General features: G+C 64.1%; 23 protein-coding genes. 13 read left to right on the top strand and 10 right to left on the bottom strand.

All coding sequences use genetic code 11. The features are described from left to right. Positions 1 to 59: 59 nt before the first annotated feature. Positions 60 to 2,135, bottom strand: a complete 2,076-nt coding sequence (locus NKI66_RS02750) for a putative bifunctional diguanylate cyclase/phosphodiesterase (protein ID WP_050592691.1) — start codon at positions 2,133 to 2,135, stop codon at positions 60 to 62. Between the two features lie 297 nt (positions 2,136 to 2,432). On the opposite strand from NKI66_RS02750, the gene NKI66_RS02755 reads away from it, so the two are divergent. Together NKI66_RS02755 and NKI66_RS02760 are read left to right on the top strand one after the other, a co-directional pair. Continuing rightward, on the top strand, positions 2,433 to 3,656 hold the full coding sequence (locus tag NKI66_RS02755) for an argininosuccinate synthase (protein ID WP_023811321.1): 1,224 nt from the start codon (positions 2,433 to 2,435) through the stop codon (positions 3,654 to 3,656). A 5-nt stretch (positions 3,657 to 3,661) separates the two neighbouring features. After that, entirely contained in the window at positions 3,662 to 4,183 is a 522-nt protein-coding gene (locus NKI66_RS02760) for a hypothetical protein (RefSeq protein ID WP_023811322.1), read from the top strand. A 71-nt stretch (positions 4,184 to 4,254) separates the two neighbouring features. On the opposite strand, the gene NKI66_RS02765 is transcribed toward NKI66_RS02760, so the two are convergent. After that, the gene (locus NKI66_RS02765) at positions 4,255 to 5,052 is read right to left on the bottom strand and encodes a lytic murein transglycosylase (RefSeq protein ID WP_023811323.1); all 798 of its coding nucleotides are present in this window, start codon (positions 5,050 to 5,052) and stop codon (positions 4,255 to 4,257) included. Positions 5,053 to 5,191: 139 nt separating this feature from the next. On the opposite strand from NKI66_RS02765, the gene NKI66_RS02770 reads away from it, so the two are divergent. The 7 genes from NKI66_RS02770 (at position 5,192) to rpsP (ending at position 12,171) form a co-directional block, all read left to right on the top strand. After that, on the top strand, positions 5,192 to 6,442 hold the full coding sequence (locus NKI66_RS02770; protein ID WP_023811324.1) for a flavin monoamine oxidase family protein: 1,251 nt from the start codon (positions 5,192 to 5,194) through the stop codon (positions 6,440 to 6,442). Positions 6,443 to 6,621: 179 nt separating this feature from the next. Then, positions 6,622 to 7,719, top strand: a complete 1,098-nt coding sequence (locus tag NKI66_RS02775; RefSeq protein ID WP_023811325.1) for a zinc-binding metallopeptidase family protein — start codon at positions 6,622 to 6,624, stop codon at positions 7,717 to 7,719. A 63-nt stretch (positions 7,720 to 7,782) separates the two neighbouring features. Then, complete coding sequence (locus NKI66_RS02780) at positions 7,783 to 8,382, top strand: DUF1236 domain-containing protein (RefSeq protein ID WP_023811326.1); 600 nt, start codon at positions 7,783 to 7,785, stop codon at positions 8,380 to 8,382. Between the two features lie 159 nt (positions 8,383 to 8,541). Further along, complete coding sequence (locus NKI66_RS02785; protein WP_023811327.1) at positions 8,542 to 9,489, top strand: CPBP family intramembrane glutamic endopeptidase; 948 nt, start codon at positions 8,542 to 8,544, stop codon at positions 9,487 to 9,489. 290 nt (positions 9,490 to 9,779) lie between these two features. After that, entirely contained in the window at positions 9,780 to 11,384 is a 1,605-nt protein-coding gene (ffh, locus tag NKI66_RS02790; RefSeq protein WP_023811328.1) for a signal recognition particle protein, read from the top strand. A 7-nt stretch (positions 11,385 to 11,391) separates the two neighbouring features. Then, on the top strand, positions 11,392 to 11,718 hold the full coding sequence (locus NKI66_RS02795; protein ID WP_023811329.1) for a chorismate mutase: 327 nt from the start codon (positions 11,392 to 11,394) through the stop codon (positions 11,716 to 11,718). A gap of 51 nt (positions 11,719 to 11,769) precedes the next feature. Further along, a complete protein-coding gene (rpsP, locus tag NKI66_RS02800) occupies positions 11,770 to 12,171 on the top strand; it encodes a 30S ribosomal protein S16 (protein WP_023811330.1) in 402 nt (133 codons plus the stop codon). An 81-nt stretch (positions 12,172 to 12,252) separates the two neighbouring features. On the opposite strand, the gene NKI66_RS02805 is transcribed toward rpsP, so the two are convergent. From NKI66_RS02805 to NKI66_RS02815, 3 genes are all read right to left on the bottom strand, one after another. After that, entirely contained in the window at positions 12,253 to 12,516 is a 264-nt protein-coding gene (locus NKI66_RS02805; RefSeq protein WP_023811331.1) for a YMGG-like glycine zipper-containing protein, read from the bottom strand. A 134-nt stretch (positions 12,517 to 12,650) separates the two neighbouring features. After that, on the bottom strand, positions 12,651 to 13,061 hold the full coding sequence (locus NKI66_RS02810; protein ID WP_352555599.1) for a DoxX family protein: 411 nt from the start codon (positions 13,059 to 13,061) through the stop codon (positions 12,651 to 12,653). A gap of 109 nt (positions 13,062 to 13,170) precedes the next feature. Continuing rightward, complete coding sequence (locus NKI66_RS02815; RefSeq protein WP_352750709.1) at positions 13,171 to 14,076, bottom strand: bestrophin family protein; 906 nt, start codon at positions 14,074 to 14,076, stop codon at positions 13,171 to 13,173. A 181-nt stretch (positions 14,077 to 14,257) separates the two neighbouring features. On the opposite strand from NKI66_RS02815, the gene NKI66_RS02820 reads away from it, so the two are divergent. After that, positions 14,258 to 14,665 carry an ACT domain-containing protein gene (locus tag NKI66_RS02820; RefSeq protein WP_023811334.1) on the top strand — a complete coding sequence of 136 codons (408 nt, stop codon included), beginning with the start codon at positions 14,258 to 14,260 and terminating at the stop codon, positions 14,663 to 14,665. A gap of 310 nt (positions 14,666 to 14,975) precedes the next feature. Here the strand turns inward: NKI66_RS02820 and NKI66_RS02825 are convergent, their stop codons facing one another. Both NKI66_RS02825 and NKI66_RS02830 read right to left on the bottom strand, forming a co-directional pair. Further along, positions 14,976 to 16,010, bottom strand: a complete 1,035-nt coding sequence (locus NKI66_RS02825; protein ID WP_023814446.1) for an aspartate-semialdehyde dehydrogenase — start codon at positions 16,008 to 16,010, stop codon at positions 14,976 to 14,978. A 107-nt stretch (positions 16,011 to 16,117) separates the two neighbouring features. After that, positions 16,118 to 16,267, bottom strand: a complete 150-nt coding sequence (locus NKI66_RS02830; protein WP_197031549.1) for a hypothetical protein — start codon at positions 16,265 to 16,267, stop codon at positions 16,118 to 16,120. Between the two features lie 198 nt (positions 16,268 to 16,465). Here NKI66_RS02830 and NKI66_RS02835 point away from each other — a divergent pair, with 198 nt between their 5' ends. Continuing rightward, positions 16,466 to 18,340: a DEAD/DEAH box helicase gene (locus tag NKI66_RS02835; RefSeq protein ID WP_352750711.1), complete on the top strand. Its 1,875-nt coding sequence runs from the start codon at positions 16,466 to 16,468 to the stop codon at positions 18,338 to 18,340. A 98-nt stretch (positions 18,341 to 18,438) separates the two neighbouring features. On the opposite strand, the gene NKI66_RS02840 is transcribed toward NKI66_RS02835, so the two are convergent. Further along, positions 18,439 to 19,806, bottom strand: coding sequence for a glycosyltransferase (locus NKI66_RS02840; RefSeq protein ID WP_352442591.1), 1,368 nt, complete (start codon positions 19,804 to 19,806; stop codon positions 18,439 to 18,441). Positions 19,807 to 19,987: 181 nt separating this feature from the next. On the opposite strand from NKI66_RS02840, the gene NKI66_RS02845 reads away from it, so the two are divergent. Further along, positions 19,988 to 20,698, top strand: a complete 711-nt coding sequence (locus NKI66_RS02845; protein WP_128304295.1) for a DUF805 domain-containing protein — start codon at positions 19,988 to 19,990, stop codon at positions 20,696 to 20,698. Positions 20,699 to 20,761: 63 nt separating this feature from the next. After that, positions 20,762 to 21,424, top strand: coding sequence for a DUF805 domain-containing protein (locus NKI66_RS02850; protein WP_023814442.1), 663 nt, complete (start codon positions 20,762 to 20,764; stop codon positions 21,422 to 21,424). Here the strand turns inward: NKI66_RS02850 and NKI66_RS02855 are convergent. Both NKI66_RS02855 and leuB read right to left on the bottom strand, forming a co-directional pair. Continuing rightward, positions 21,421 to 21,897: a GNAT family N-acetyltransferase gene (locus NKI66_RS02855; RefSeq protein WP_023814441.1), complete on the bottom strand. Its 477-nt coding sequence runs from the start codon at positions 21,895 to 21,897 to the stop codon at positions 21,421 to 21,423. The genes NKI66_RS02850 and NKI66_RS02855 overlap by 4 nt on opposite strands. Before the next feature lie 4 nt (positions 21,898 to 21,901). Continuing rightward, the gene (gene leuB, locus NKI66_RS02860; RefSeq protein ID WP_023814440.1) at positions 21,902 to 23,005 is read right to left on the bottom strand and encodes a 3-isopropylmalate dehydrogenase; all 1,104 of its coding nucleotides are present in this window, start codon (positions 23,003 to 23,005) and stop codon (positions 21,902 to 21,904) included. Between the last annotated feature and the right edge of the window lie 252 nt (positions 23,006 to 23,257).

Genomic DNA, 23,257 nt, shown 5'->3' on the forward strand with positions numbered 1-23,257 from the left:
CCCGATCTCGATCCAGCAGGCGTCCGCACGGCATTCGCTGGACGGCCGGCCGCGGCGTCCTATGCCTGCCTGCTCAGCCGCATCCTCGCCGGCTCCTCCGCGACGAGTTGATCGTTGCGGACATCGGCGTCCCCGGTGATCTGGTCGATCGGCTTGGGCCGGCCGAGGAAATAGCCTTGCGCCTCGTTGCAGCCTTCGACTTGCAGGATGGTGAGCTGGACATGCGTCTCGACGCCTTCGGCAAGCACCGGAATGTCGAGGCTGCGGCCCAGCGTCAGCACCGCCCGGATGATGGCCTTGGCCTGCGGGCTTCGCTCGACGTCAGCCATGAATGAACGGTCGAGTTTGATCTTGTCGAACGGAAACGAGCGCAGCGTATCGAGCGAAGAATAGCCGGTGCCGAAATCGTCGATCGCGATGGTCACGCCCAGCGCCTTGATCTGGCGCAGGACATGCAGCGTGCGCACCTTGTCGGCGACGATCGTCGATTCGGTCAGCTCCAGCTCCAGGCGTTTCGGAGACAGTCCGGTCTCGACCAGGATCTGATGGACGAGCTTGGCGAGATCGGCATGGGCGAACTGTACCGGCGACAGATTGACTGCGATCTTGTGGCCATTGCCCCACGAGGCCGCCTGGCGGCACGCGGTCCGCAGCACCCATTCGCCGATCGCCATGATCGAGCCGTTCTCCTCGGCAATCGGGATGAATTCGGCGGGCGGGATCATGCCGTGCACCGGATGGGTCCAGCGCAGCAGCGCCTCGTAACCGCAGGTGGCGCCGGTCGGGACCGAGGTCTGTACCTGATAGTGGAGCGAAAGCTCGCCGCGCTCGATCGCCTGGCGAAGGTCGGTGGCCAGCGCGCGGCGCGCCCGCGCCGTCTCGTCCATGGCGGATTCGTAGAAGCAGACGGCTCGCGTGACGTCGTTCTTTGCCCGGTACATGGCAAGATCGGCATTGCTGACCAGCCGCTCGCGGTCGGCCCCGTCGCGCGGATAGATCGCTACGCCGATGCTGGCGCCGGCGGCGATTTCGAAATCGTCGAGTCGCAACGGCTCGAACAGGGATTTCTCCAGCCGCGAGACCAGCCCGAGAAGGTCCTTCTGATCCTTGAAGCGCTTGATCGCGGCGAACTCGTCACCGCCGAGCCGGGCGACGAATTCGCCCTCGTCGATGAGTTTCGAGAGCCTGCGGGCGACGATCTTGAGCGCCTGGTCGCCGGCCGCATGCCCCCTGAGGTCGTTGATCTCCTTGAAGCGGTCGAGATCGATGACGATGACCGCCGTCATTGTGTCCTCGCCCTCGCATGCCCGGTCGATTTCATGGTCAAGGCGGTCGTTGAAGGAGACCCGGTTGGGAAGGCCGGTAAGGGCGTCGTTGAGGGCGAGATGCTGAAGCCGCTCGAAGCTCTCCAAACGACCACGCTCATCGATCAGATAGCTGGCGAAGCCGGTAGCCGCGACGATCAGGCCCACCACGGCGACGGCGACCGCCATTGCCACCAGAATATCGGGATTGGTGCCTGTGCTGATGAAGGACAGCGGCGTCACCGCCACCGCGGCCATAGCCGTGAAATGCAGGCCGACGATCGCAAGCACCAGCAGCCCGATGGCGAGATAGTGCGACCAGCGGTATGGCCGGCGCACGGCATGGCCGACGGCCAGGGCGGAGAACACCGCCGAGATGACCAGTGAGGCCACGACATAGGAGCCGTCCCATTCGACGATGCCGGCAACGTGATAGGCCATCATGCCGGTGTAGTGCATGGCCGAGATCGCCAGGCCGACGACGACGCCGCCCCATTCCGGAGCCAGCCGCCAGCTCTTGCCGGATGCGAGGGTGAAGCCCAACCCGGTGCCGACGATGGCGATGACCAGGGATGCCATGGTCAGGACCGGATCGAAGGTGATCGGCGCGCCGGGCTGGTAGGCCAGCATGGCGATGAAATGGGTGCACCAGATCGACGAGCCGGCGGCAACCGCGGTCAGGAACAGCCAGCCCTTCATCTGCACGCCGGTGGTTTTCCTCGAACGGTCGAAGAGGCCGATCGTCACCCAGCAGCCGGTGACGCACATCAGCGCCGCCAGCAGGACAAGCCACAGATTATGCTCCATGGCGATGCATGATATAACGCGCATCAAGAACGGCCCGAGCCCGAGGACACCCGCGACAAGGCAGGCAAGAAGCCGCCCGGAAATGGTCGAGGCGGCTTTGTCGCGAATGTTAGCGGCACGGCGTGAAAACTTGATTAAGTCCTTCCAGCAAATGCAGCCTTTGATTGCAGCAGGTTGTTTCCGCTGCCGGCGGCCCCCGGCCATGCGCTGGACCAGAAGCCATGCACGCACGCGTGCTTGCTCGCTTTGCCGTTCCTGCTAAAAGGCGCTGCGACAATCCGTGACGCCCAGGCTGGGGCGTCCGCCATCGACGGAGTAGAAATGTCCAAGGCCAAAGACGTCAAGAAGGTCGTGCTTGCCTATTCCGGCGGTCTCGACACATCCATCATCCTGAAATGGCTGCAGACTGAACTCGGCGCCGAAGTCGTGACTTTCACCGCCGATCTCGGCCAGGGCGGCGAACTCGAGCCGGCCCGTCGCAAGGCCGAGATGATGGGCATCAAGGACATCCGCGTCGTCGACGTGCGCGAGGAATTCGTGTCCGACTTCGTCTTCCCGATGTTCCGCGCCAACACCGTCTATGAAGGCACCTATCTGCTTGGCACCTCGATCGCGCGGCCGCTGATCTCCAAGCATCTGGTCGATATAGCCCGGGAAACCGGCGCCGATGCGATCGCGCATGGCGCCACCGGCAAGGGCAACGATCAGGTTCGCTTCGAGCTCTCGGCTTACGCACTGAACCCCGACATCAAGGTCATCGCGCCGTGGCGCGACTGGACGTTCAAGTCGCGTACCGACCTGATGAATTTCGCCGAGCAGCACCAGATCCCGGTGCCGAAGGACAAGAAGGGCGACGCACCGTTCTCGGTCGACGCCAACCTTTTGCATTCGTCCTCCGAGGGCAAGGTGCTGGAAGACCCGTGGGTGGAGCCGCCCGAATTCGTCCACCAGCGCACCGTGTCGCCGATGGACGCACCTGATACCGTCACCGAGATCGAGATCGAGTTCCTGAAGGGTGATCCGATCGCGCTGAACGGCAAGAAGCTGTCGCCGGCGACCATGCTGGCGGCACTCAACGATCTTGGCCGCGATAATGGCATCGGCCGGCTTGACCTGGTCGAGAACCGCTTTGTCGGCATGAAGTCGCGTGGCGTCTACGAAACACCAGGCGGCACCATTCTGATCGCTGCCCATCGCGCCATTGAATCGATCACGCTCGACCGAGGTGCCGCCCACCTCAAGGACGAGTTCATGCCGCGCTACGCCGAACTGATCTACAACGGCTTCTGGTTCGCGCCCGAACGGCTGATGCTGCAGGCGATGATCGACAAGAGCCAGGAAGACGTCGAGGGCACGGTGCGCCTCAAGCTCTACAAGGGCAATGTCATGGTCACCGGCCGCAAGTCGAAGAAGACGCTCTACTCCGATGCGCTGGTCACCTTCGAGGACGACCGCGGCGCCTACGACCAGAAGGACGCCGCCGGCTTCATCCGTCTCAATGCGCTGCGGCTGAGGACGCTGGCCGCGCGCAACCGCACCAAGTAGCGCGGATGCGCGGTTTCGGTCGCTGCCTGGCGCCGCTGGTTGTTCTGGCGACGCCGGCCGCCGGTCAGGAGTTCGATCCCGCCTCTCTCGACCTTCCCGCGCTGATCGAGTGCAGGGCGGACGTTCCGACCTACAACGACTTTGCCCTGTGGCTGTCCAGCGCACCGGGTGCCGTTGAAACGCTTGGCTGGAAGGAGGTTGCCTCGGGCAATCCGTTTCTCAGCCAATACGAACTGCCGGCCAAGATCCGCGTGTTCAACCGCGAGACAGGATCGATCGTGTTTACCGCTGCGGGGCCGATGGCCGTGCTCGATAGCGTTGCCGCGCCGGAGCTTGCCGAAGAACTCAACGTCATGGCCGTTTTTTCCACGCCGCAAAAATTCCTTGGCGAGAAGGTCGTTGTCCAAAGCACCGAAGAGGCGGAAGGATTGACCTTCTCCACGGACGTCAAGCTCAACGTCTCGACCGTCGAGTCCCACCCCGGCAAGACCCTGGCCGGCTGCTCCTACACGCTCGAAATCAAATAAAACCCGGCATTCGCGCCGGGTTTTCGATCAAGTCAGAAATGGCCGGGGCCTTCTGCCCGGTGCATGGTCCGTCAATCGCCGTCGATCGCCGTGGCAATGCGGGCGATGGCCTGCTGATAGACGCTCGCGGAATTCCAGCCGGCAATCGCGCCCATATTCGCACTGGCGCTCGCGCCCGCCCGCCAGCCATGACCCTTGAGGAAGTTGGCGGTGGAAGCCAGCGCCGTGCCCTTGTCGCGCAGGTTTCCGCCACCGACGCCATATTTAAGGACGTTTCCGGGCAGGAACTGCGTGTGTCCGATCTCTCCATGCGCGGCCCCGACCGACGAGGCTGTCAACGCCCCGCGATCAACCAGCTTCAGGGCTGCGATGGCATGCGGGTAGAAGAACCCCGGCCGGCGGCAATCATAGGCAAGCGTCAAAATGGCAGAGACGGTGTTCTGGTTGCCCATGGCCGAACCGAAGCCGGTTTCCATACCCCAGATGGCGAGCAACACGCCCGGCGACACGCCGTAATTCGCTTCGATCTTGGAGAACAGCGCCGCATTCGACTTTTTCAGCGACCGGCCCTTGGAAATAATCGCTGCGCCACCACGACGCCGCATGAAATCGTCCACCGAGCCGCTGAAAGCCTTGTGAATGCCGCGGTCGACGGAGATCGTCTTTTTTGCGTAGTTCGCGCCAGCCAGGGCGGCCAGCCCCTTGGCGCCCACACCTTCCGACCCGGCCTGCGCGGCAAAGTCCTGCTTCCAGGCCTCGAAGCCGGCGCCGGTCTTGCCGCAGCTCGCCGCTGCCTGTGCGCCCGTCGCCAGCGCAAGCACCGCCACCACGGCCGCTGCAAACATCTTTCCCTTGGCAAGAAATGCCATGTTAATCTCCTGGTTGCCTGAATCACGTCCCATTGCGAACTTGCCAGTCAAACGCGCACTTGTCACTGTCACCGCTGCAATGCTGGCGAATGCCGTGGAATTTGCCTAGGATCAAGTGATTATTGTGGCAGGGGGCTGCATGCAAGACGTTGATGTCGTCATCATCGGCGCCGGCTCGGCGGGTCTTGCCGCTTCCAGGACCTTGCAGGCGGCGGGCCTTTCCTTCACGCTGCTCGAAGCGATGGACCGCATCGGTGGGCGGGCCTGGACCAGCAACCAGCATTTCGGCGTGCCTTTCGACATCGGCTGCGCCTGGCTGCATGCCGCCGACCGCAATCCCTATTTTCCCGAAGCCGAGGCGGCAGGCTGGACGTTGCATCATCATGACATGAACGTCGATCATCTCTACTACCGCGAGCGCAAGGCGAGTGAAGCGGAAGAAGCCGACATGAAGGCCGCCGATGCAAAGCTGTTCGGGCTGCTGGCCAGGCATGAAGTGAAGGACGGAGATGACGATCGTCTTTCGGCGCTGTTGGCAAAAGGCCATGCACCGCGCGCCGCCGCCACCTTCGCCGGGCCGATGGATTTCGGCGCCGACGAGGACGAGATCTCGATCCTGGACTTCCAGGCCGCTGCCGATCTCGACCCGAACTACTTCAGCAAGGAGGGCCTTGGCGCACTGGTGGCGCGTTTCGGCGCCGGCGTGCCGGTCGAACTTTCGACGCCGGTGCGCAAGATCCTGTGGGACGTGCCCGGCGTCGCCTGCGTCACCGATCGCGGCACCGTCCGCGCCAAAGCGGTGATCGTCACCGCTTCGCCGGCGGTGCTCGCCTTCGAGGAGATCGCGTTCTCGCCGGCCTTGCCAGACACGCATTTCGGCGCCTTCTTCGACCTGCCGATGGGCATGCTGACCAAATTGCCGGTCGAAATATCGGGCACCAGGCTCGGGCTGCAGCCCTTCGACGACCTGCTGATCGAACGGATGGCCAGGCACGACATCTATTTCCTGTGCTTCCCGTTCGACCTCGACCTGATGGTCGGCTTCGTCGGCGGCGATTTCGCCTGGGAAATGTCGGCGGCCGGCGAGGCGGCCGGCATCGACTTCGTCGTCGACCGGCTGTGCGGCATCTTCGGCGGCGATACGCGCAAGCATGTCGGACGCGCCATGATGACCAATTGGGGCGGCGAGCGCTTCGTGCGCGGCGCATACGCCGCGGCCCGCCCCGGCCGTTCACTGGCGCGCATGGCCCTTATGCAGCCGGTGGCCGACAAGATCTTCTTCGCCGGCGAGCACCTGGCCGGTCCGCTGATGCAGACCTGCGGCGGCGCACGCCTGTCGGGCGAAGCGGTGGCAAGACAGGTTGTCGCCCAGCTTGCGGCGAGGACATGACCCGAACCGAAGGACAGAGCAAACGAGAGGTGGAACCTGGCCTTCGCTTTGCGAAACCTCGTTCTGTAGAGATCATGTTCCACAAACGGCTCGACATAATGTGGAACACCGCGCGGCTGTTCGCGTTGGGCACGGGCCGCCGTGAACATTTATGTCACCTCCGGTGAATTGAGATCGACATGAAACTCTTCGACTGCCCGCATTGCGGCCATCGCATCTATTTCGAGAACGCCCAGTGCCTGAACTGCGGAAACCCGGTGCTCTACGATCCCGAGCACGCGCGCTTTGCGCTGGCGGGCGTCGACGGCGTCTTCCAGTGCACCAACGCCGATAAATGCGCCTGCAACTGGATGGCGGAACCGGGTCACGCTTTTTGCCGCGCCTGCGTGCTGAACCAGCTGATCCCGGATCTCTCCGTCGACGGCAACCGCCGCCGCTGGATCCGTGTCGAAGCGGCGAAAAAGCGCGCCATCTACTCGCTGCTGGCCTTCGGGCTGCCGGTGGCGCCCAAGCAGACCCCTGCCGACGAGGTCGGCCTGGCCTTCGACTTCCTCGCCGATCCGATCGGCGGCGGCCCCGGCGGCGAGCGGATTCTCACCGGCCACGACAATGGCCTGGTCACGCTCAATGTCGCCGAGGCGGATTCGGCCGAGCGCGAGAAGCGGCGCGTCGAGATGGGCGAGAACTACCGCACCTTGCTCGGCCATTTCCGCCATGAGCTCGGGCACTATTACTGGGACCGTCTGATCCGCGACGATCCGCACAGGCTCGAAGCTTTTCGCGCACTGTTCGGCGACGACCGCGCCGATTACGAACAGGCGCTGAAGGCCTATTATGCCAATGGTGCGCCGCCCGACTGGCAGCAAGGCCACATCTCGGCCTATGCGACCTCGCATCCATGGGAGGACTGGGCCGAGACCTGGGCTCACCACCTGCACATCACCGACACGCTGGAAATGGTGCACGCACTGAACTTTCCGCTCGGCCGGCTGGAGACGGTGGAGGCCAACGACTTGCCGCGCGGCGACACCGGCGGCGAATTGCAGGCAGCACCCTCGGAGCCGGCGACCGCGCCGGAGCCTTTCGAAAAGATCCTTGCCCGCTGGCTGGTGCTGTCGGAGGCCTCCAATTCGATCAACCGCTGCATGGGCCTGCCCGACCTCTACCCCTTCGTCATTTCGGAAGTCACGGCGCGGAAATTGGAATTCGTTCACGAACTTCTGACCGATTTGCCGAAAGAACACGGAACAAATCGTGAGTTGGCGCAGGCGCTTTAGCGGGAACGCATGAGCTGCTGCCCCGTTTTCGCTGGCGAGGGACCATGAAAACGGAGAGAAACCATGAAATCCCTATTGTTTCCTGCGGTAGCCGGAATGCTGACCGTGATGTCGGGCGCCGCGTTTGCCGATACCGCCGTCTCAGCCGTCACCGATCTTAACGTGCGCGCCGGGCCCGGCCCGCAATACCCTGTGATCGGCGTGCTCGCCGCCGGTCAGTCGGCAACGCTCAATGGCTGCATCGAAAACAGCAAATGGTGCACCATAGCCGAGGCCGGCGGCCAGGGCTGGGTCTATTCCGACTATGTGACGGCCGATATAGGCGGCAGCCGGGTGGTGCTGACGGAACGGCGCTCCAGCGTTGCTGTCGTCTCGCCGCCGGAGGACATCGGCAACTACTCGACCGATTATACCGGCGCGATCATCGCCAGCGATCCGGTCGTGGATGACTTCCCTTCGCCCCCGGCTGAAGTCCGCACCTATGTCGACACGCATCGCCTCGATCCCATCTATCTCGAAGGCGAAGTGGTGACCGGCGCGACCCTGCCCGACACCGTCGAGCTGCGCGAGATTCCGGACTACAATTACCGCTATGTCTATGTGAACGGCCAGCGGGCGCTGATCGATCCGCAGACCCGGCGCATCATGTACGTCGTTCGCTGACGACAAGCGGCACAAGCGGCCGCTGCGACAGTAGCGGCCGCCAGCAGGCGGCGCTCTCCTGCGCCGACTTTGCTCTGGCTTAGTCCTTTGCGGAAAACCATTCCGATTTTCCCGGCCATCGGTTAGTCAACAGGCGATGACTTTGGCAAAGGAGCCCGCGTGACCATCGATCCGGCCGCCTTCGAGCGTTACAGGCATTCGCCGAACGCCAGGACGACCTTGCCGCGCCTGTTGCTCGGAACGGGGATCGTGGTCTTTTTTTGGGCAGCAATCACCGTGGCCGTGCTGGTCGGCGGCACTTATGCCTTTTTCGCCTGGCAGGCGGCCCCATCCGGCATGCAGGGTTTCCTCGCTTCGCCCCTCGGCATCCTCACCGCGCTCGTCTCGTTTGCCGGCATCTGGATCGGCCTGTGGGTCGCCATGCGCTGGCTGCATGGCGAGAAGCTGTCGGCGCTGCTCGGCAACAGGCGACGTGTTTCATGGTCCGGCTTCGTCAAGGGGCTGATCGCGGTGCTGATCACGTCGTTCATATCCGAAATCCTGCTCTATTTGCTGCAGCCGCAGATCGCGCGTGGCCCGATCAGCCTGTCGTCCTGGCTGCTGTTTGCGATCCCGATCGCCGCGCTCACCCTGTTGCAGACCTCTTCGGAAGAGCTGTTGTTTCGCGGCTACCTGCTGCGCGGCCTCGCCAGCCGGTTCAAGAGCCCGTTCGTCTGGGCGCTGCTGCCGGCCCTGCTGTTCACCTCGCTGCATTGGAGCGCGAGTTCGTCACCAGCCATCAATGCTTGCGTGCTGGCGTCGATCGCCGCTTTCGCGCTGCTGCTGACACTTGTCGTCTACGCAACCGGCAATCTCGGCGGCGCCTTGGGTGCTCATCTCGGCAACAACCTGACCGGGTTTCTCTTGATCTCGCATCAGGAAAGCTACAATTCCTTCGCCCTGTTCAATGCCAGGCCGCTCGAAGGACCGGGCTGGGCGACGTCGGATGCGGTTCTCATCGCCTTCATCGGCATCGCCTGCAGCCTGCTGACCATCGTGCTGCTTCTATATCCGCGTTCGCCGCTCAAGGTCGCCGCCGAGCTTCCGGACCGGGCGAGCACGGCCTGATTGCAGGCCCGGGAACGACGCAATCCGGTCTTTGTCTTGACTCTGCGTCCGATTTCCTGTCTACACGCCCCGAATTCCGCGACGAGTATCCCTCCGAGCAAGCCGACCAGGACGCCGAAGCCTCTTCGAGGTGAAGTGCTGTAAATCGATCCTGGAGGCCAACACCCGGCAGCGCTGAGCGCCCCCGGGTGCTTTTTGGCTTTTCGCTTGGACGGGCTTTTGCTTGGACACTTGGCGCGAACGCATTACTTCTCGGTCACCGTCCGGGTGCCTGGGAAAAAGGAAGAAGAATGTTTGAATCGCTGCAGGAGCGCCTTGGCTCCATCCTGAACGGCCTCACCGGCCGCGGCGCGCTGTCGGAGGCTGATGTCTCGGCGGCGCTGCGCGAGGTGCGCCGTGCACTGCTCGAAGCCGACGTGGCGCTGGAAGTGGTGCGCTCCTTCACCGACAAGGTGCGTGAGAAGGCCGTCGGCGCTGCCGTGGTCAAGTCTATCAAGCCCGGCCAGATGGTCGTCAAGATCGTCCATGACGAACTGGTCGACATGCTCGGCGCCGAGGGCGTCGCCATCGATCTCAATGCCCCGGCCCCGGTCGTCATCATGATGGTCGGCCTGCAGGGTTCCGGCAAGACGACGACCTCGGCCAAGATCGCCAAGCGTCTCACCGAGCGTCAGAACAAGAAGGTCCTGATGGCCTCGCTCGACACGCGGCGTCCTGCCGCGCAAGAGCAGCTTCGCCAGCTCGGCGAACAGGTCAAGGTCGCCACGCTGCCGATCATCGACGGCCAGTCGCCGGTCGACATCGCCCGCCGCGCCGTGCAGGCGGCCAAGCTCGGCGGCCACGACATCGTCATCCTCGACACCGCCGGCCGCACCCATATCGACGAGCCGCTGATGGTCGAGATGGCCGACATCAAGAAGGTGTCGAGCCCGCACGAAATCCTGCTGGTCGCCGATTCGCTGACCGGCCAGGACGCCGTCAACCTGGCCAAGAGCTTCGACGAGCGCGTCGGCATCACCGGCCTCGTCCTGACCCGCATGGACGGCGACGGCCGCGGTGGTGCTGCACTCTCCATGCGCGCCGTCACCGGCAAGCCGATCAAGCTGATCGGCACTGGCGAAAAGATGGACGGGCTGGAGGAATTCCACCCCAAGCGCATCGCCGACCGCATCCTCGGCATGGGCGACATTGTCTCGCTCGTCGAAAAGGCCGCCGAGAACATCGACGCCGAGCAGGCGGCGGCGATGGCCAAGAAGATGCAGTCGGGCAAGTTCGACCTGAACGATCTCGCCGGCCAGCTTCAGCAGATGTCGAAGATGGGCGGCATGGGCGGCATCATGGGCATGATGCCCGGCATGGGCAAGATGAAGGACCAGATGGCCGCCGCCGGTCTCGACGACAAGATGTTCGGCCGCCAGCTCGCCATCATCTCGTCGATGACCAAGGCCGAGCGCGCCAATCCCGATTTGCTCAAGCATTCGCGCAAGAAGCGCATCGCCGCCGGTTCCGGCACCGACGCGGCCGAAATCAACAAGCTGCTCAAGATGCATCGCGGCATGGCCGACATGATGAAGGCGATGGGCGGCAAGGGCAAAGGCGGCGGCCTGATGCGCGGCATGATGGGCGGCCTCGCCTCCAAGATGGGCCTCGGCGGCATGATGCCGGGCGGCCCCGGGGGCATGGGTGGCGGCATGATGGGCGGCGGCATGCCGGACCTGTCGAAGATGGATCCCAAGCAGCTCGAAGCCTTGCAGAAGCAGGCGCAAGCAGCCGGCCTCGGCGGCGGCATGAAAGGCCTTCCCGGCGGCGGCCTACCCGGACTGCCCGGCGGCATGAAGCTCCCCGGCCTGCCCGGAATGGGCGGCGGCCTGCCCGGCCTTGGCAAGAAGAAGTGAGGACGCCATGAACGAAGAGAAGGACATGGCCGACGCTCGCGCTCTCCTGGCCGATTACCGCGCCTCGATCGACAACATCGACGCGGCCCTCATCCACATGCTGGCCGAGCGCTTCCGCTGCACCAAGGCGGTCGGTGTGCTGAAGGCGACGCATGGCCTGCCCCCGGCCGACCCGGCACGCGAGCAGCAGCAGATCGCCCGGCTTCGCCAGCTGGCGAAGGATGCCCATCTCGACCCGGATTTCGCGGAAAAATTCCTCAACTTCGTCGTCCGCGAAGTGATCCGCCACCACGAACAGATCGCCGCTTCCAACGGCGTGATGAAAGCCGGCTGAGAAACCAGCCACCAACCGATCAACCAAATCAGCCTTTTTAGGAGAAAATAAATGCCCTTGAAGATCCGACTGGCCCGTGCGGGCTCGAAGAAGCGTCCTTACTACCACGTCGTCATTGCCGACGCCCGTTCGCCGCGTGACGGCCGGTTCATCGAGTCGATCGGCTCGTGGAACCCGCTGCTGCCCAAGGACGGCGAACGCGTCAAGGTCGACGCCGACCGCGTCAAGCATTGGCTGGCGCATGGCGCCCAGCCGACCGACCGCGTGCTGCGTTTCCTCGACGAGGCCGGCCTCGTCAAGCGCGACGCCCGTTCCAACCCGAAGAAGGCCGAGCCGGGCAAGAAGGCGCAGGAACGTGCTTCGCTCTTGAAGAAGGCGCAGGAAGACGCTGCTGCCGCGGCTGCGGCCGCCGCAGCAGCACCGGCCGAGGCGGAAGCCGCCACCGCCGAATAAGTATTGCCCTATCGCATCCAGGAAAACGGCGGGCCAAGGCCCGCCGTTTTGCTGTTCGGTTCTGTCTGTAAGAGCTGCCGATCAATAACCGCTCGGGCAGCGGTCGATGTAGACGCGGCCCCGCCGATCGCGATAGCGGCATTCGCCGCTCTCGCTTGCCCGGCCGATCAGCGCACCGGCAACGGCGCCGACAGCACCACCGACGACGGCGCCTTCAACCGGATCGCCAGCGACCGCCGCACCGACGGCAGCGCCACCGAGGCCGCCAACGGCCGCGCCTTTTTCCGTTTGCGAACAAGCGGCGAGCGGCACCAGAAGCGCCATCAAAAGCATCGTTTTCTTCATCGTCGTTCCTCTCCGATAGGAGCCGCCTCCGCCGCCAAGCGAATCTCTAACTCGCAACTCGGCGATTCGATCCCTAAGACATTGCCCGGCAAAGGGTTCCAGGCTTCGAGTTGAAAGCGATGCTTCGAGCGGATCTATCGGCTGAACGGGATCAGCGCGCGGACCCTGGCATCGCGCAGATACAGGCCACCCCACAGGATAATGCCGAGATAGACGCCGAACAGAATGTGCGAGAACAGCGGGTTGTCGACGCGGACATTGGTGGCGATGGCGCCGCCCATATAGGCGGTGAGCAGGATGGCGCCGAGCACCGCGGTGCGCGGCAAGGCGTAGAGCGCGGTCGAGATCAGGCCGATGACGCCAAGCATGCGCGCGACATTGGCATCGGCCGGCCAGCCGAGCGGCACCATCGTCTGGGTGACGACATCGAGCGGCGGCAGCTTGATGACGCCGTCGAAGATCATGAACAGCACGATGACGCCGCTGAGCACGCGGCCGGTCCACAAAGCGCCCGGCGAGACGGGCGCGGTTTCGGAAATACTCATGGTGGTCCCTCCTGATGGTCGAGCCCTTTCGCAGGGGTCGACCCAAGGACGTGGCATGGGGCCGCGATCCGACAGCGGGGCGGATTCTTTTAAACCCGCGCGCCTTCGCCTACGAAAAATAGAACTTTTCCGCCGGGATCATCTTCGGCGGCGTTTCGCCCAGCGCCTCGAATACCGAGATCTCGCAGACGCGGCAGAGACCGTCGAGGGCGAGGTCGTTGGCCTCGGTGCCGAACGGATCCTCGAGCTCTTCCGAAAGCGCGTCGAGGCCGAAGAAGGTGTAGGCGATCAGCGCCGTGAACAGCGGCGTTGCCCAGCCGGCGGTCGAGATCAGGCCGATCGGCAGCAGCAGGCAGACGATATAGGCCGTGCGATGCACCAACAGCGTGTAGGCGAACGGCAAGGGCGTGCCGGCGATCCGCTCGCAGCCAGCCTGGATGGCGGCGATCGACGCGAGCCTCTCATCGAGGATACGAAAGCCGATCGTGTCGACGTCGCCCGCCCGGCGCTGGGCATTGGCACGCCGGCCCATGCGCCTGACCATCTCGTCCGCCGGATTGGAAAAGGCTGCTGCCTTGTCCGCCTCGGCGTCGATGAAGGCACGGGCATCCTTCATGCTGTCGATCTTGCGCAACTGCCCGCGCAGGAAATGACAGAAGGCGAGCGCTTCCATCAGCAAGGCGCGCTGTTCGGTCTGGTCCGGTATGAGGCTGGTGGTGGCGCGTGCCAGGTTGCGCATTTCGAAGACCAGCGCGCCCCACAGCTTGCGCGCCTCCCACCAACGGTCGTAGGCGGCGTTGTTGCGGAACGAGAGATAGATCGACAATGTCACGCCGACCAGGCCGAAAGGCGTGATGTTGAAGACGCTGAAATCAAGCTGGAACCGGCGCGCCACGGCCAGGATGATCGCGGAATAAAGCGCGAAGCCCAATATCTGCGGCAGGATGCGTGGCACGACCGAACCGCGCATGATGAAGAACAGCTGCAGGAATGTGGGGCGCGGGCGAACGATCATCGAAGGCCTTTCACGGGCCGGCATCGGCCCTCAGCTCCTCTATTGTGCGATGCGACAGCTCTGCAAGCCCAGCCGCCAGCGACACCGCCATGTCGTCCTTGCAGGCTATCGGCACCCGACGGGCGTGGATATTGAGGAGTTGCGGGCTGCGGCCCACCACTTCAGTCGAGAGAAGAGAAAAATGACCGGCGAGACCGATCTGAAGACACTGCTGGCATCGATGACGCCGGAGCTGCTGGCATGCACCTATGTCTTCGCCACGCTGGCGCCTGGCGTCGTTCAGCCGGAAGGCCTCGAGCCGGTGATGGTGTTTCGTGAGCGCGGGGGCATGACGCTGATCGTAGACGAGGAGAAGGCCATCGCTGCGGCACTGACCGCGTCATTCCGCTGCCGGATGGTCACGCTCAACATCCATTCGTCGCTGGCAGCCGTCGGCTTTCTCGCCGCCATCACCACGCGCCTCGCCGCCGCCGGCATGGGCGTGAACCCGGTTTCGGCCTTCTACCACGACCATCTGTTCGTGCCGGTCGACCGGGCGGAGGAGGCGCTGGGGCTGTTGGTTGGGTTGGCCGAGGAAAACAAGGTGTAGCGCATCGGCCAAGCTGCCGATCTCCCCCCGCGTGGGGGAGATGCCCGGGAGGGCAGAGGGGGGCGTGAAGGAACGCCAACTTCGCTCATTTACGACCAATAAAAACATCAGTGAGCGCAACTGAGATCGATTGAGGTCCGAGGGACAGCGCCCCCCTCTGTCCTGCCGGACATCTCCCCCACAAGGAGGGTGTTTGGCAAACGCCCAATGGCCTAGCCCGCGGCCGCGGGCCGCCGATCGTTCGGCGCCCCCCGCGGAGGGCCCGCCGCGGCAGCGGCGATACGGCCCGTGAGCGAAAACTAAACGGCCGTCAGGCCGCCTTCTTCTTCGGCTGGATCAGGCCGCGCTCGACCAGCAGCTCGGCGATCTGCACTGCGTTGAGCGCCGCGCCCTTGCGCAGATTGTCGGAGACGATCCACATCGACAGGCCGTTGTCGATGGTCGAATCCTCGCGGATGCGCGAGATGAAGGTGGCGTCTTCGCCGGCCGATTCCAGCGGCGTGATGTAGCCGCCGTCCTCGCGCTTGTCCAAGACCTGGCAGCCCGGCGCCTCGCGCAGGATATCCCGCGCCTCGTCGGCGGTAATCGGCTTTTCGAACTCGATGTTGACCGCTTCCGAATGGCCGATGAACACCGGCACGCGCACGCAGGTCGCCGTCAGCTTGATCTTGGGGTCGAGCATCTTCTTGGTCTCGGCGACCATCTTCCACTCTTCCTTGGTGGAGCCGTCATCAAGGAAGACGTCGATGTGCGGGATGACGTTGAAGGCGATGCGCTTGGTGAACTTCTTGACCTCGACGCCATCGGCGACGAAGACCGCGCGGGTCTGGGTAAAGAGTTCGTCCATACCTTCCTTGCCGGCGCCCGACACCGACTGGTAGGTGGCGACGACGACACGCTTGATGGTGGCGAAGTCATGCAGCGGCTTCAATGCCACTACCAGCTGCGCCGTCGAGCAATTCGGATTGGCGATGATGTTCTTGCGCGTGAACAGCGAGATCGCGTCCGGGTTCACTTCCGGCACGATCAACGGCACGTCCTGATCGTAGCGGAAGGCCGACGAATTATCGATGACGACGCAGCCCTGCTTGCCGATCTTCGGCGACCATTCCTTGGAGACGCTGCCGCCAGCCGACATGATGCAGATGTCGGTGTCGGAAAAATCATACTGGTCGAGCGTCTTCACCTTCAGCGTGCGGTCGCCGAACGACACTTCCGTGCCCTGGCTGCGCCGCGACGCCAGCGCCACGACTTCGCTTACCGGAAAGCCGCGCTCTTCCAGTATGTTGAGCATTTCCCGGCCCACATTGCCCGTGGCGCCGACGATCGCTACCTTGAAACTCATCGAAAAATCTCCTGTCCCTCTCCGCTTGGTTTTTGGAGAAACCCGCTGGCCGGTGCGGGTTCCGTCCCCCGGGCCGAACCCGGGAAAGGGTGGTTAGGCCAAGGGAATCACACCGTTTTGGTGGTGGTTTTGCCGGTCTTCTTGGCCAAGAATGCAGTTTTGCTGGAACGAGGAGACGCGCCGACGCGCCCGGCCCAATGATGTGCATTGAGGCTGGGGGCATCGAATGCAAGAAGAGCCATCAAAAGGCCGCGCATCGAAACTATCCCGTTCGGTGCCGGCTTTTACGCGGTTTGCGTCAAGAGTCAATTGCCGAGCGGCGCCTGGTTTTGCGCGCGCCCTGTACAATCGCGGCTGCGCGAAGTACGAACGGCCAAGATTGTTTGGCTGGCGCTAGGCCCGCCCCGGCATGTGCTCCGTGATGAGCGCGGACCCTAAAATTCCGAAAGAGTGAGATGTCCAACTTCGAAGCACTTGTTCCAGCGCTTGCCAGGGCGCTGGAGAAACGCGGCTATTCCGAGCTGACGCCCGTCCAGAAGGCGGTTGTGGCGCCGGAACTCGGCGCGGCCGATGCGCTGGTTTCGGCGCAGACCGGCTCCGGCAAAACGGTGGCCTTCGGCCTCGCTCTGGCGCCGACCCTGCTTGAGGGCGCGGAGCGCTTCGGCCACGCCGCCGCACCGCTGGCGCTGGCGGTGGCGCCGACGCGCGAACTCGCCTTGCAGGTGACGCGCGAGCTGGAATGGCTCTACGAGCTGACCGGCGCAACCGTGGCTTCCTGCGTCGGCGGCATGGACATGCGCTCGGAGCGGCGTGTGCTGGAGCGCGGCGCCCATATCGTCGTCGGCACGCCCGGCCGGCTGCGCGACCACATCACCCGGCGCTCGCTCGACATGTCGGCGTTGAAGGCGGTGGTGCTCGACGAGGCCGACGAGATGCTCGATCTCGGCTTTCGCGAAGACCTCGAATTCATCCTCGACGCCGCTCCTGCCGAACGCCGGACGCTGATGTTCTCGGCCACGGTGCCGCGCTCGATCGCCACGCTCGCCCAGGGCTATCAGCGCGATGCGGTGCGCATTTCGGCCGCCGGCGAGGAGAAGCAGCATCTCGACATCGAATATCGGGCGCTGAGCGTCGCCCAGCCCGACCGCGAGAACGCCATCATCAATGTGCTGCGCTATTACGAAGCCAAGAACGCGCTGGTGTTCTGCAACACGCGTGCCGCCGTCAATCATCTGACCGCGCGCTTCAACAACCGCAACTTCTCCGTCGTCGCCCTCTCCGGCGAGCTCAGCCAGAACGAGCGCAGCCATGCGCTGCAGGCAATGCGCGACGGCCGCGCAAAAGTCTGCATCGCCACCGATGTCGCGGCGCGCGGCATCGACCTGCCCAACCTCGAACTGGTCATCCACGCCGATTTGCCGACCAACCCCGAAACGCTGCTGCACCGCAGCGGCCGCACCGGCCGCGCCGGACGCAAGGGCGTCAGCGCGCTGATCGTGCCCAACAGCGCCCGCAAGCGCACCGAGCGGCTGCTGCAGAACGCCGGCCTCAAGGCGACATGGGCGAGCCCGCCCTCGGCCGACGACGTGATGCGGCGCGACGACGAGCGCATCCTGGCCGATCCGGTTTTCGACGAGCCGGTGAAGGAAGACGAGCGCGGTTTCATCGACGCGCTGCTCGCAAGACATGGCGCCGAGCAAGTGGCTGCCGCCTTCGTGCGCCAGTGCCGCGCCAGCCGCTCGGCGCCCGAGGACCTCATGGAGATCGCGCCCTTCACGCCGTCGCGTGAAAGACCGGCAGGCGAAGGTTTCGCGCGCCGCGACGAGGCGCCCAGCCGCCGCGACGATTTCGGTGACAGCGTCTGGTTCTCGCTGTCGATCGGGCGCCGGCAAAATGCCGAGCCGCGCTGGCTCATCCCAATGCTGTGCCGCATCGGCAGCATCTCGAAGCGCGAGATCGGCGCCATCAAGATGCAGCCGGAAGAGACCTACGTGCAGATATCAGCCGACTGGGCCGACCGCTTCCTGGCCGCGATCGGTCCCGATCGCAAGCTGCAAGGCAACATCCTGGTGAAGCGGCTCGAGGGCACGCCCGATCTGTCGCGCGCCGGCTACCAGCCGCCAAGCCCCGACAAGAAGCCGCATCGCGGCAAGGCGCCGTTCGACCCCAACGCGCCGAAGCGCAAATTCGAAAAACGTGCACCAGCAGCAGTCGATCAGCGCCCGGCCACCGCGCATGAGGCAAAGCCATGGGCGAAGAAGCCGGGCAAGCCGAAATTCGACACCACCGGCGCGCCCAAGCACAAGAAGGCGAAGAAGCGGCCCACCTAGAGCATTTCACCGTTTCACGGAAACGGCGATCTGCTCTAACTCTTTGTTTTGACGCAATTCTAGACGGAAAACCGCTTCACACTTTTCCTAGAATTGCTCTAGGACTTCGGCCGGAGCGACGCGCTTGCCTGCAGGCCAGCCTTGATGGCAGCCCAGCTGGCCGATGCCGCCGTCGGGCGATGCTGCTTTGCGATGCGTTCCGTCAGCGACGAGCGCCAGTCCGGGTCTTCCGCCATCCTGCGGATTGCAGCGTACCAGCCGGCCTGGTCATTGGAATCGACCACCGGCATCAGCCCGCCGCTCGCCTCGATCAACGCCGGCGCTGTCGAGACGATGACGGGAACGCCGAAATCGAGACATTCCGAGGCGCCGTAGCCCCAGCCCTCGATATGCGAGGGAAAGACGCCAAAGGAAGCGCTGCGATAATATCGGATGAGCTCCTCATCGCTGATCGCTCCGGTGAACGTAACCCGCTCAAGCAATCTCGGATGGGCCTTGAGATAGGCGCGCAGCGGATCGATCATCCAGCCCCAGCGCCCGGCGCAGACGAGCCGCGGCAGCGTGACGCCCTCGTCGAGCGCCTGCTGCCATATCCGTGCCAGCAGGATGTGGTTCTTGCGCACTTCGATGGTCGAGCAATAGAGCACGAACGGCTCGTCGGCCTCGATGCGCGAAGTCTCGCCCATGCGCGAAGCCGTTTCGTACAGGATGGACGGCATCGGAAACCGATATACCACCGGCTGCGTGACGCCTGCCTGTTGCATATGATCGGTCAGCGTCGCACCAACTTCGTCGGATGCACAAAATGCCGGCGCGCCGGAACGCACGAGGTGCTCGAGATATGACCCGTAGCGAGCCTCGCCAGGGCTCATACCAACCATGTCGGGGCGCAGTGTCGGGATGAGGTCGTGGCAAAGAAACGCAAGGCCACCGGCGCGCCCGGAGACGGCGGCTCGGTCGTCCCCGGTCAGAATGTGATGGCTGATCAGGACAAAGCCGCGTTCAGTCTCGTCCGGTTGGCTTGGAACCTGACGCGGGGCCGACCGGGTCCGCGCCCGCTGGTACAGCCGATAGGCCCGGATCAGCAGCCTGGTCGCCTGATAGGCAATCCCTTTGCGGCCATGGGTCACCGTCTTTGCGAGATGGCGGTCGGCGTCGCGCTTGCCCCATGGCTGCTGCCTCACCGCTTCGAGGGCCTGCGACATCGCCGTGCGTCTCCCAGGCCATCGTTTGAGGCGCCAGGGTGAAATCTCGCCCGTCGCGACATGGTCCTGCTCGAAAGGAGCGAGGGGGCGAAACCGGCCTTCCCACGGTCGGAACGCCACCACCTCTACGCAAGGGTCGGGATCGGCCAGGGCTGCGCTGACGAGAAAGCTTTCCACCCGCGGGATGCCGACAAGTCCCTGGCCGGACGGCCAGAACGTTAGGCCGGTGGCGTCGATGGCCAGCCTGGGAGGTCTTTCCACTCCATCTTCAATCACGGTTTTACTGTCAGGACTCTCGACTGTCATGTTCTGCTTCTGCCGAAGGCGGTTGCACTCGATGCCTTATGCTTCATTTGCCGCGAAGAGGGTAGCTATGCTGGCTTGCCCATCGGCTCGGGCCTGTGCAACCTTCGGCTGGACGTGGCGAGCGGGGGGGTGGCAAATGCGGGGCGAAGTGCTTCACTATGACGAGGACCAAGGCTTTGGCTTCATATCCGGGGCCGACGGCAACCGTTACACCTTCACCCGCGAGAACCTGCGCCGGCAGACCGCCATGCCCAAAGGCACGGCCGTCGAGTTCCAGCCGGGTGGCGGCCAGGCGCGCGACGTCTTTTCGATCGCTGCTCCGACCGCTACTTCGGCCACTGACGCCGGCACGAACCCCGCACCGACTCAAGCCGGCAGCAAGGCCGCGGCAACCCCGCCCCCGGCACAGCATTTCGGCCGCTCCTCCGAGCCGGCCGAACCCAGCGATCTCTGGGGCTATTTCTGGCGCGGCGTGACGCAGAACTACTTCAATTTCGCCGGCCGCGCCCGCCGCAAGGAATATTGGGGCTACTGCCTGTTCTGGACGGTTTGCCTGCTGATCATCGGCGGCATCGGCCTGTACACCGATATGGATATGGGCGGTTTCGACAGTGATATTTCGGGCGCGATAACGGTCGGGCTGTGCGGCACGTTCCTGCTGGCGACACTGCTCCCTAGCCTCGGCATGATCGTGCGCCGGCTCCACGACATCGGCCTGTCAGGCTGGCTCAGCCTGCTGATCCTGATCCCGACCATCGGCAGCCTGATCATCCTGGTCTTCGCGCTGATCCCGACGCAGGCCCGGGAAAACCAGTGGGGGCCGGTGCCGGCGGGTGTCAGGATTTAGCCGCCACGTGTATTGCAATCACAAACAACCCTGGGTAGTATTTGCGCAACGCGGGGGAGAAACATGCGTGGCACGATATTCCACTACGATCAGGATCAGGACTACGGCTACATCGACGGAATCGACAGCAAGCGTTATATCTTTGCCCGTGACGATGTGAGCCATGAAGTGACCCTCGCCAGGGGCACCCTTGTCGAGTTTCAACCGGATGACGGTACGGCGCACGATATAGTCGCCGTCACCCCGACAGCGCCATCGCCAAGCACGGGCCAGCCACGCCGTTCGGCCGAGAGCAGGCCCGCCTATTCCATGGGTCTGTGGGCTTACTTCTGGCGCGCGATAATTGCGGACTATAGCAATTTCAAAGGTCGCGCCCGCCGCAAGGAATTCTGGGCCTTCTGGCTATTCTACACCCTCGGGATATTGGCGCTTCTAGGCTTCGGAATACTCGTTGACCTAGCGTTCAATGGCTTCAAAACCAATGCGGACAGGACGACGATGAGGGCCATAGGGCTCATACCCTTCCTGGTTTTCTTTTCGGGATTGATCCTGCCGTCGATTGCCCTCGTCGTGCGGCGTGTGCATGACGCGGGTCTGAGCGGCTGGTTTGCACTGCTGGGCTTCATCACTCCCATTGGCAGCATTGCCTTGCTGGTCTTCGGACTTCTGCCGTCCCAGGTGGGCGAAAATCCTTGGGGACCAGTGCCGGCAGGCGTCAGGATCTAGCCGCTTTTCAACGCCTCACCCGAAAGCCTGAGAAAGACCTTCTGGCCGTGGCGCTCGGCGCCAAGCCGGCCGTAAAAACGCAGCGCGCCCTCGTTCCAGTCCTCGGTGGTCAGGTCGATGCGGCCGATGCCTTCGCGCAGGCAATGATCGGCGAGAAAGCCGATCAGCGCCCGGCCGACGCCGGCGTTGCGGGCTTTGTCGCGCACGAACAGGTCCTTGAGGAACAGCAGCCGCTCGAGATCGATACCGGGGTGCGCGATCGCCACCGACGCCAGGCCGCTGACCTCGCCGTCGACGAAGGCAAGCGCGAAATGCAGATAGGCCGGGCTTTCCTCGCCAAGCCATTTTCGTGCGGCAGACACGGCCCGGCCGGCATCGAGAGGTGGCTGCCGGTAGTGAACCGCCATCTCGCACAATATGGCCGCGAGCGCCGTCGCGTCCTCGATCGTCGCCCAGCGGACGTCGACCGTCACGATATCAGCCCAGGAATTTGGCGATGATCGCGTCGCCCATCTCGACCGTACCGACCTCGGTCATGCCATCGGACATGATGTCTTTCGTCCGCAGGCCCGCGTCGAGCACAGCGGCGATCGCGCTTTCGACGCGGTCGGCTTCCTCGACCATGCCGAAGGAATAGCGCAGGCACATGGCGAAGGACGCGATCATGGCGATCGGGTTGGCGATGCCCTTGCCGGCGATGTCGGGGGCCGAGCCGTGCACCGGCTCGTACAGCGCCTTGCGCTTCTTGGTCTTCACGTCAGGCGCGCCGAGCGAGGCCGACGGCAGCATGCCGATCGAGCCGGTCAGCATGGCGGCGATGTCGGACAGCATGTCGCCGAACAGATTGTCGGTGACGATGACGTCGAACTGCTTTGGCCAGCGCACCAGCTGCATGCCGCCGGCATCGGCCAGCATGTGGTCGAGCTTGACGTCGGAATAGCGCGCCTTGTGGGTCTGGGTGACGACCTCGTTCCACAGCACGCCCGACTTCATCACATTGCGCTTTTCCATCGAAGTGACGTGGTTCTTGCGCGTGCGTGCCAGTTCGAAGGCGACGCCCGAAATGCGCTCGATCTCGAACGTGTCGTAGACCTGCGTGTCGATGCCGCGCTTCTGGCCGTTGCCGAGATCGATGATCTGCTTCGGCTCGCCGAAATAGACGCCGCCGGTCAGCTCGCGCACGATGAGGATGTCTAGACCCTCGACCACCTCCTGCTTGAGCGAGGAGGACGCCGCCAGCGCCGGATAGCAGATGGCCGGGCGCAGATTGGCGAACAGCTCCATGTCCTTGCGCAGGCGCAGCAGGCCGGCCTCAGGGCGCACCTCGTAGGGCACCGCATCCCATTTCGGACCGCCGACGGCGCCGAACAGCACCGCGTCGGCCGCCATCGCCTTTTCCATGTCGGCATCGGAGATCGCCGCGCCATGCGCGTCATAGGCGCAGCCGCCGACCAGCCCCTCATCGGTGGCAAAACCGCTGCCGAGCTTGTCGTTCATGACCGCGATCAGTTTCTTGACCTCGGCCATGGCCTCCGGACCGATGCCGTCGCCGGGGAGCAGGAAAAGATGCTTCGTTGCCATGGAGAACCGTCCCAGAAAGAATTTGAACCGGCGCTTTGCTAAACGCCAAGTGAGTTGCATGCAAGGGGAGGAAAAACACTGCGGCGCAGAACAGGCGCAGCTATGCCGCATGCCGCCGCGCCAGGCTTCTCAGAACCTGGGTTCCTCGCCCCCGCCGAAGGCGGGGGAGAGGTGGGCCCGCAACCGGCGGCGTGGGGGCGTTGGTAGGGGCCTGGGTTAGCCCCCGGCAATCGCTCGGTGTGGCTTATAAAC

This window comes from Mesorhizobium sp. M0518, assembly GCF_040321125.1.
GTDB lineage: Bacteria > Pseudomonadota > Alphaproteobacteria > Rhizobiales > Rhizobiaceae > Mesorhizobium.

What these genes read in the sequence shown, in the direction of transcription:
- NKI66_RS02760 (WP_023811322.1), top strand. Translation starts at nt 3,662, where the DNA reads ATGCGCGGTTTCGGTCGCTGCCTGGCGCCGCTGGTTGTTCTGGCGACG.
- ffh (WP_023811328.1), top strand. Translation starts at nt 9,780, where the DNA reads ATGTTTGAATCGCTGCAGGAGCGCCTTGGCTCCATCCTGAACGGCCTC.
- NKI66_RS02805 (WP_023811331.1), bottom strand. Translation starts at nt 12,516, where the DNA reads ATGAAGAAAACGATGCTTTTGATGGCGCTTCTGGTGCCGCTCGCCGCT.
- NKI66_RS02845 (WP_128304295.1), top strand. Translation starts at nt 19,988, where the DNA reads ATGCGGGGCGAAGTGCTTCACTATGACGAGGACCAAGGCTTTGGCTTC.
- rpsP (WP_023811330.1), top strand. Translation starts at nt 11,770, where the DNA reads ATGCCCTTGAAGATCCGACTGGCCCGTGCGGGCTCGAAGAAGCGTCCT.
- NKI66_RS02770 (WP_023811324.1), top strand. Translation starts at nt 5,192, where the DNA reads ATGCAAGACGTTGATGTCGTCATCATCGGCGCCGGCTCGGCGGGTCTT.
- NKI66_RS02830 (WP_197031549.1), bottom strand. Translation starts at nt 16,267, where the DNA reads ATGCGCGGCCTTTTGATGGCTCTTCTTGCATTCGATGCCCCCAGCCTC.
- NKI66_RS02765 (WP_023811323.1), bottom strand. Translation starts at nt 5,052, where the DNA reads ATGGCATTTCTTGCCAAGGGAAAGATGTTTGCAGCGGCCGTGGTGGCG.
- leuB (WP_023814440.1), bottom strand. Translation starts at nt 23,005, where the DNA reads ATGGCAACGAAGCATCTTTTCCTGCTCCCCGGCGACGGCATCGGTCCG.
- NKI66_RS02810 (WP_352555599.1), bottom strand. Translation starts at nt 13,061, where the DNA reads ATGAGTATTTCCGAAACCGCGCCCGTCTCGCCGGGCGCTTTGTGGACC.
- NKI66_RS02780 (WP_023811326.1), top strand. Translation starts at nt 7,783, where the DNA reads ATGAAATCCCTATTGTTTCCTGCGGTAGCCGGAATGCTGACCGTGATG.
- NKI66_RS02820 (WP_023811334.1), top strand. Translation starts at nt 14,258, where the DNA reads ATGACCGGCGAGACCGATCTGAAGACACTGCTGGCATCGATGACGCCG.
- NKI66_RS02755 (WP_023811321.1), top strand. Translation starts at nt 2,433, where the DNA reads ATGTCCAAGGCCAAAGACGTCAAGAAGGTCGTGCTTGCCTATTCCGGC.
- NKI66_RS02850 (WP_023814442.1), top strand. Translation starts at nt 20,762, where the DNA reads ATGCGTGGCACGATATTCCACTACGATCAGGATCAGGACTACGGCTAC.
- NKI66_RS02775 (WP_023811325.1), top strand. Translation starts at nt 6,622, where the DNA reads ATGAAACTCTTCGACTGCCCGCATTGCGGCCATCGCATCTATTTCGAG.
- NKI66_RS02825 (WP_023814446.1), bottom strand. Translation starts at nt 16,010, where the DNA reads ATGAGTTTCAAGGTAGCGATCGTCGGCGCCACGGGCAATGTGGGCCGG.
- NKI66_RS02795 (WP_023811329.1), top strand. Translation starts at nt 11,392, where the DNA reads ATGAACGAAGAGAAGGACATGGCCGACGCTCGCGCTCTCCTGGCCGAT.
- NKI66_RS02815 (WP_352750709.1), bottom strand. Translation starts at nt 14,076, where the DNA reads ATGATCGTTCGCCCGCGCCCCACATTCCTGCAGCTGTTCTTCATCATG.
- NKI66_RS02835 (WP_352750711.1), top strand. Translation starts at nt 16,466, where the DNA reads ATGTCCAACTTCGAAGCACTTGTTCCAGCGCTTGCCAGGGCGCTGGAG.
- NKI66_RS02750 (WP_050592691.1), bottom strand. Translation starts at nt 2,135, where the DNA reads ATGCGCGTTATATCATGCATCGCCATGGAGCATAATCTGTGGCTTGTC.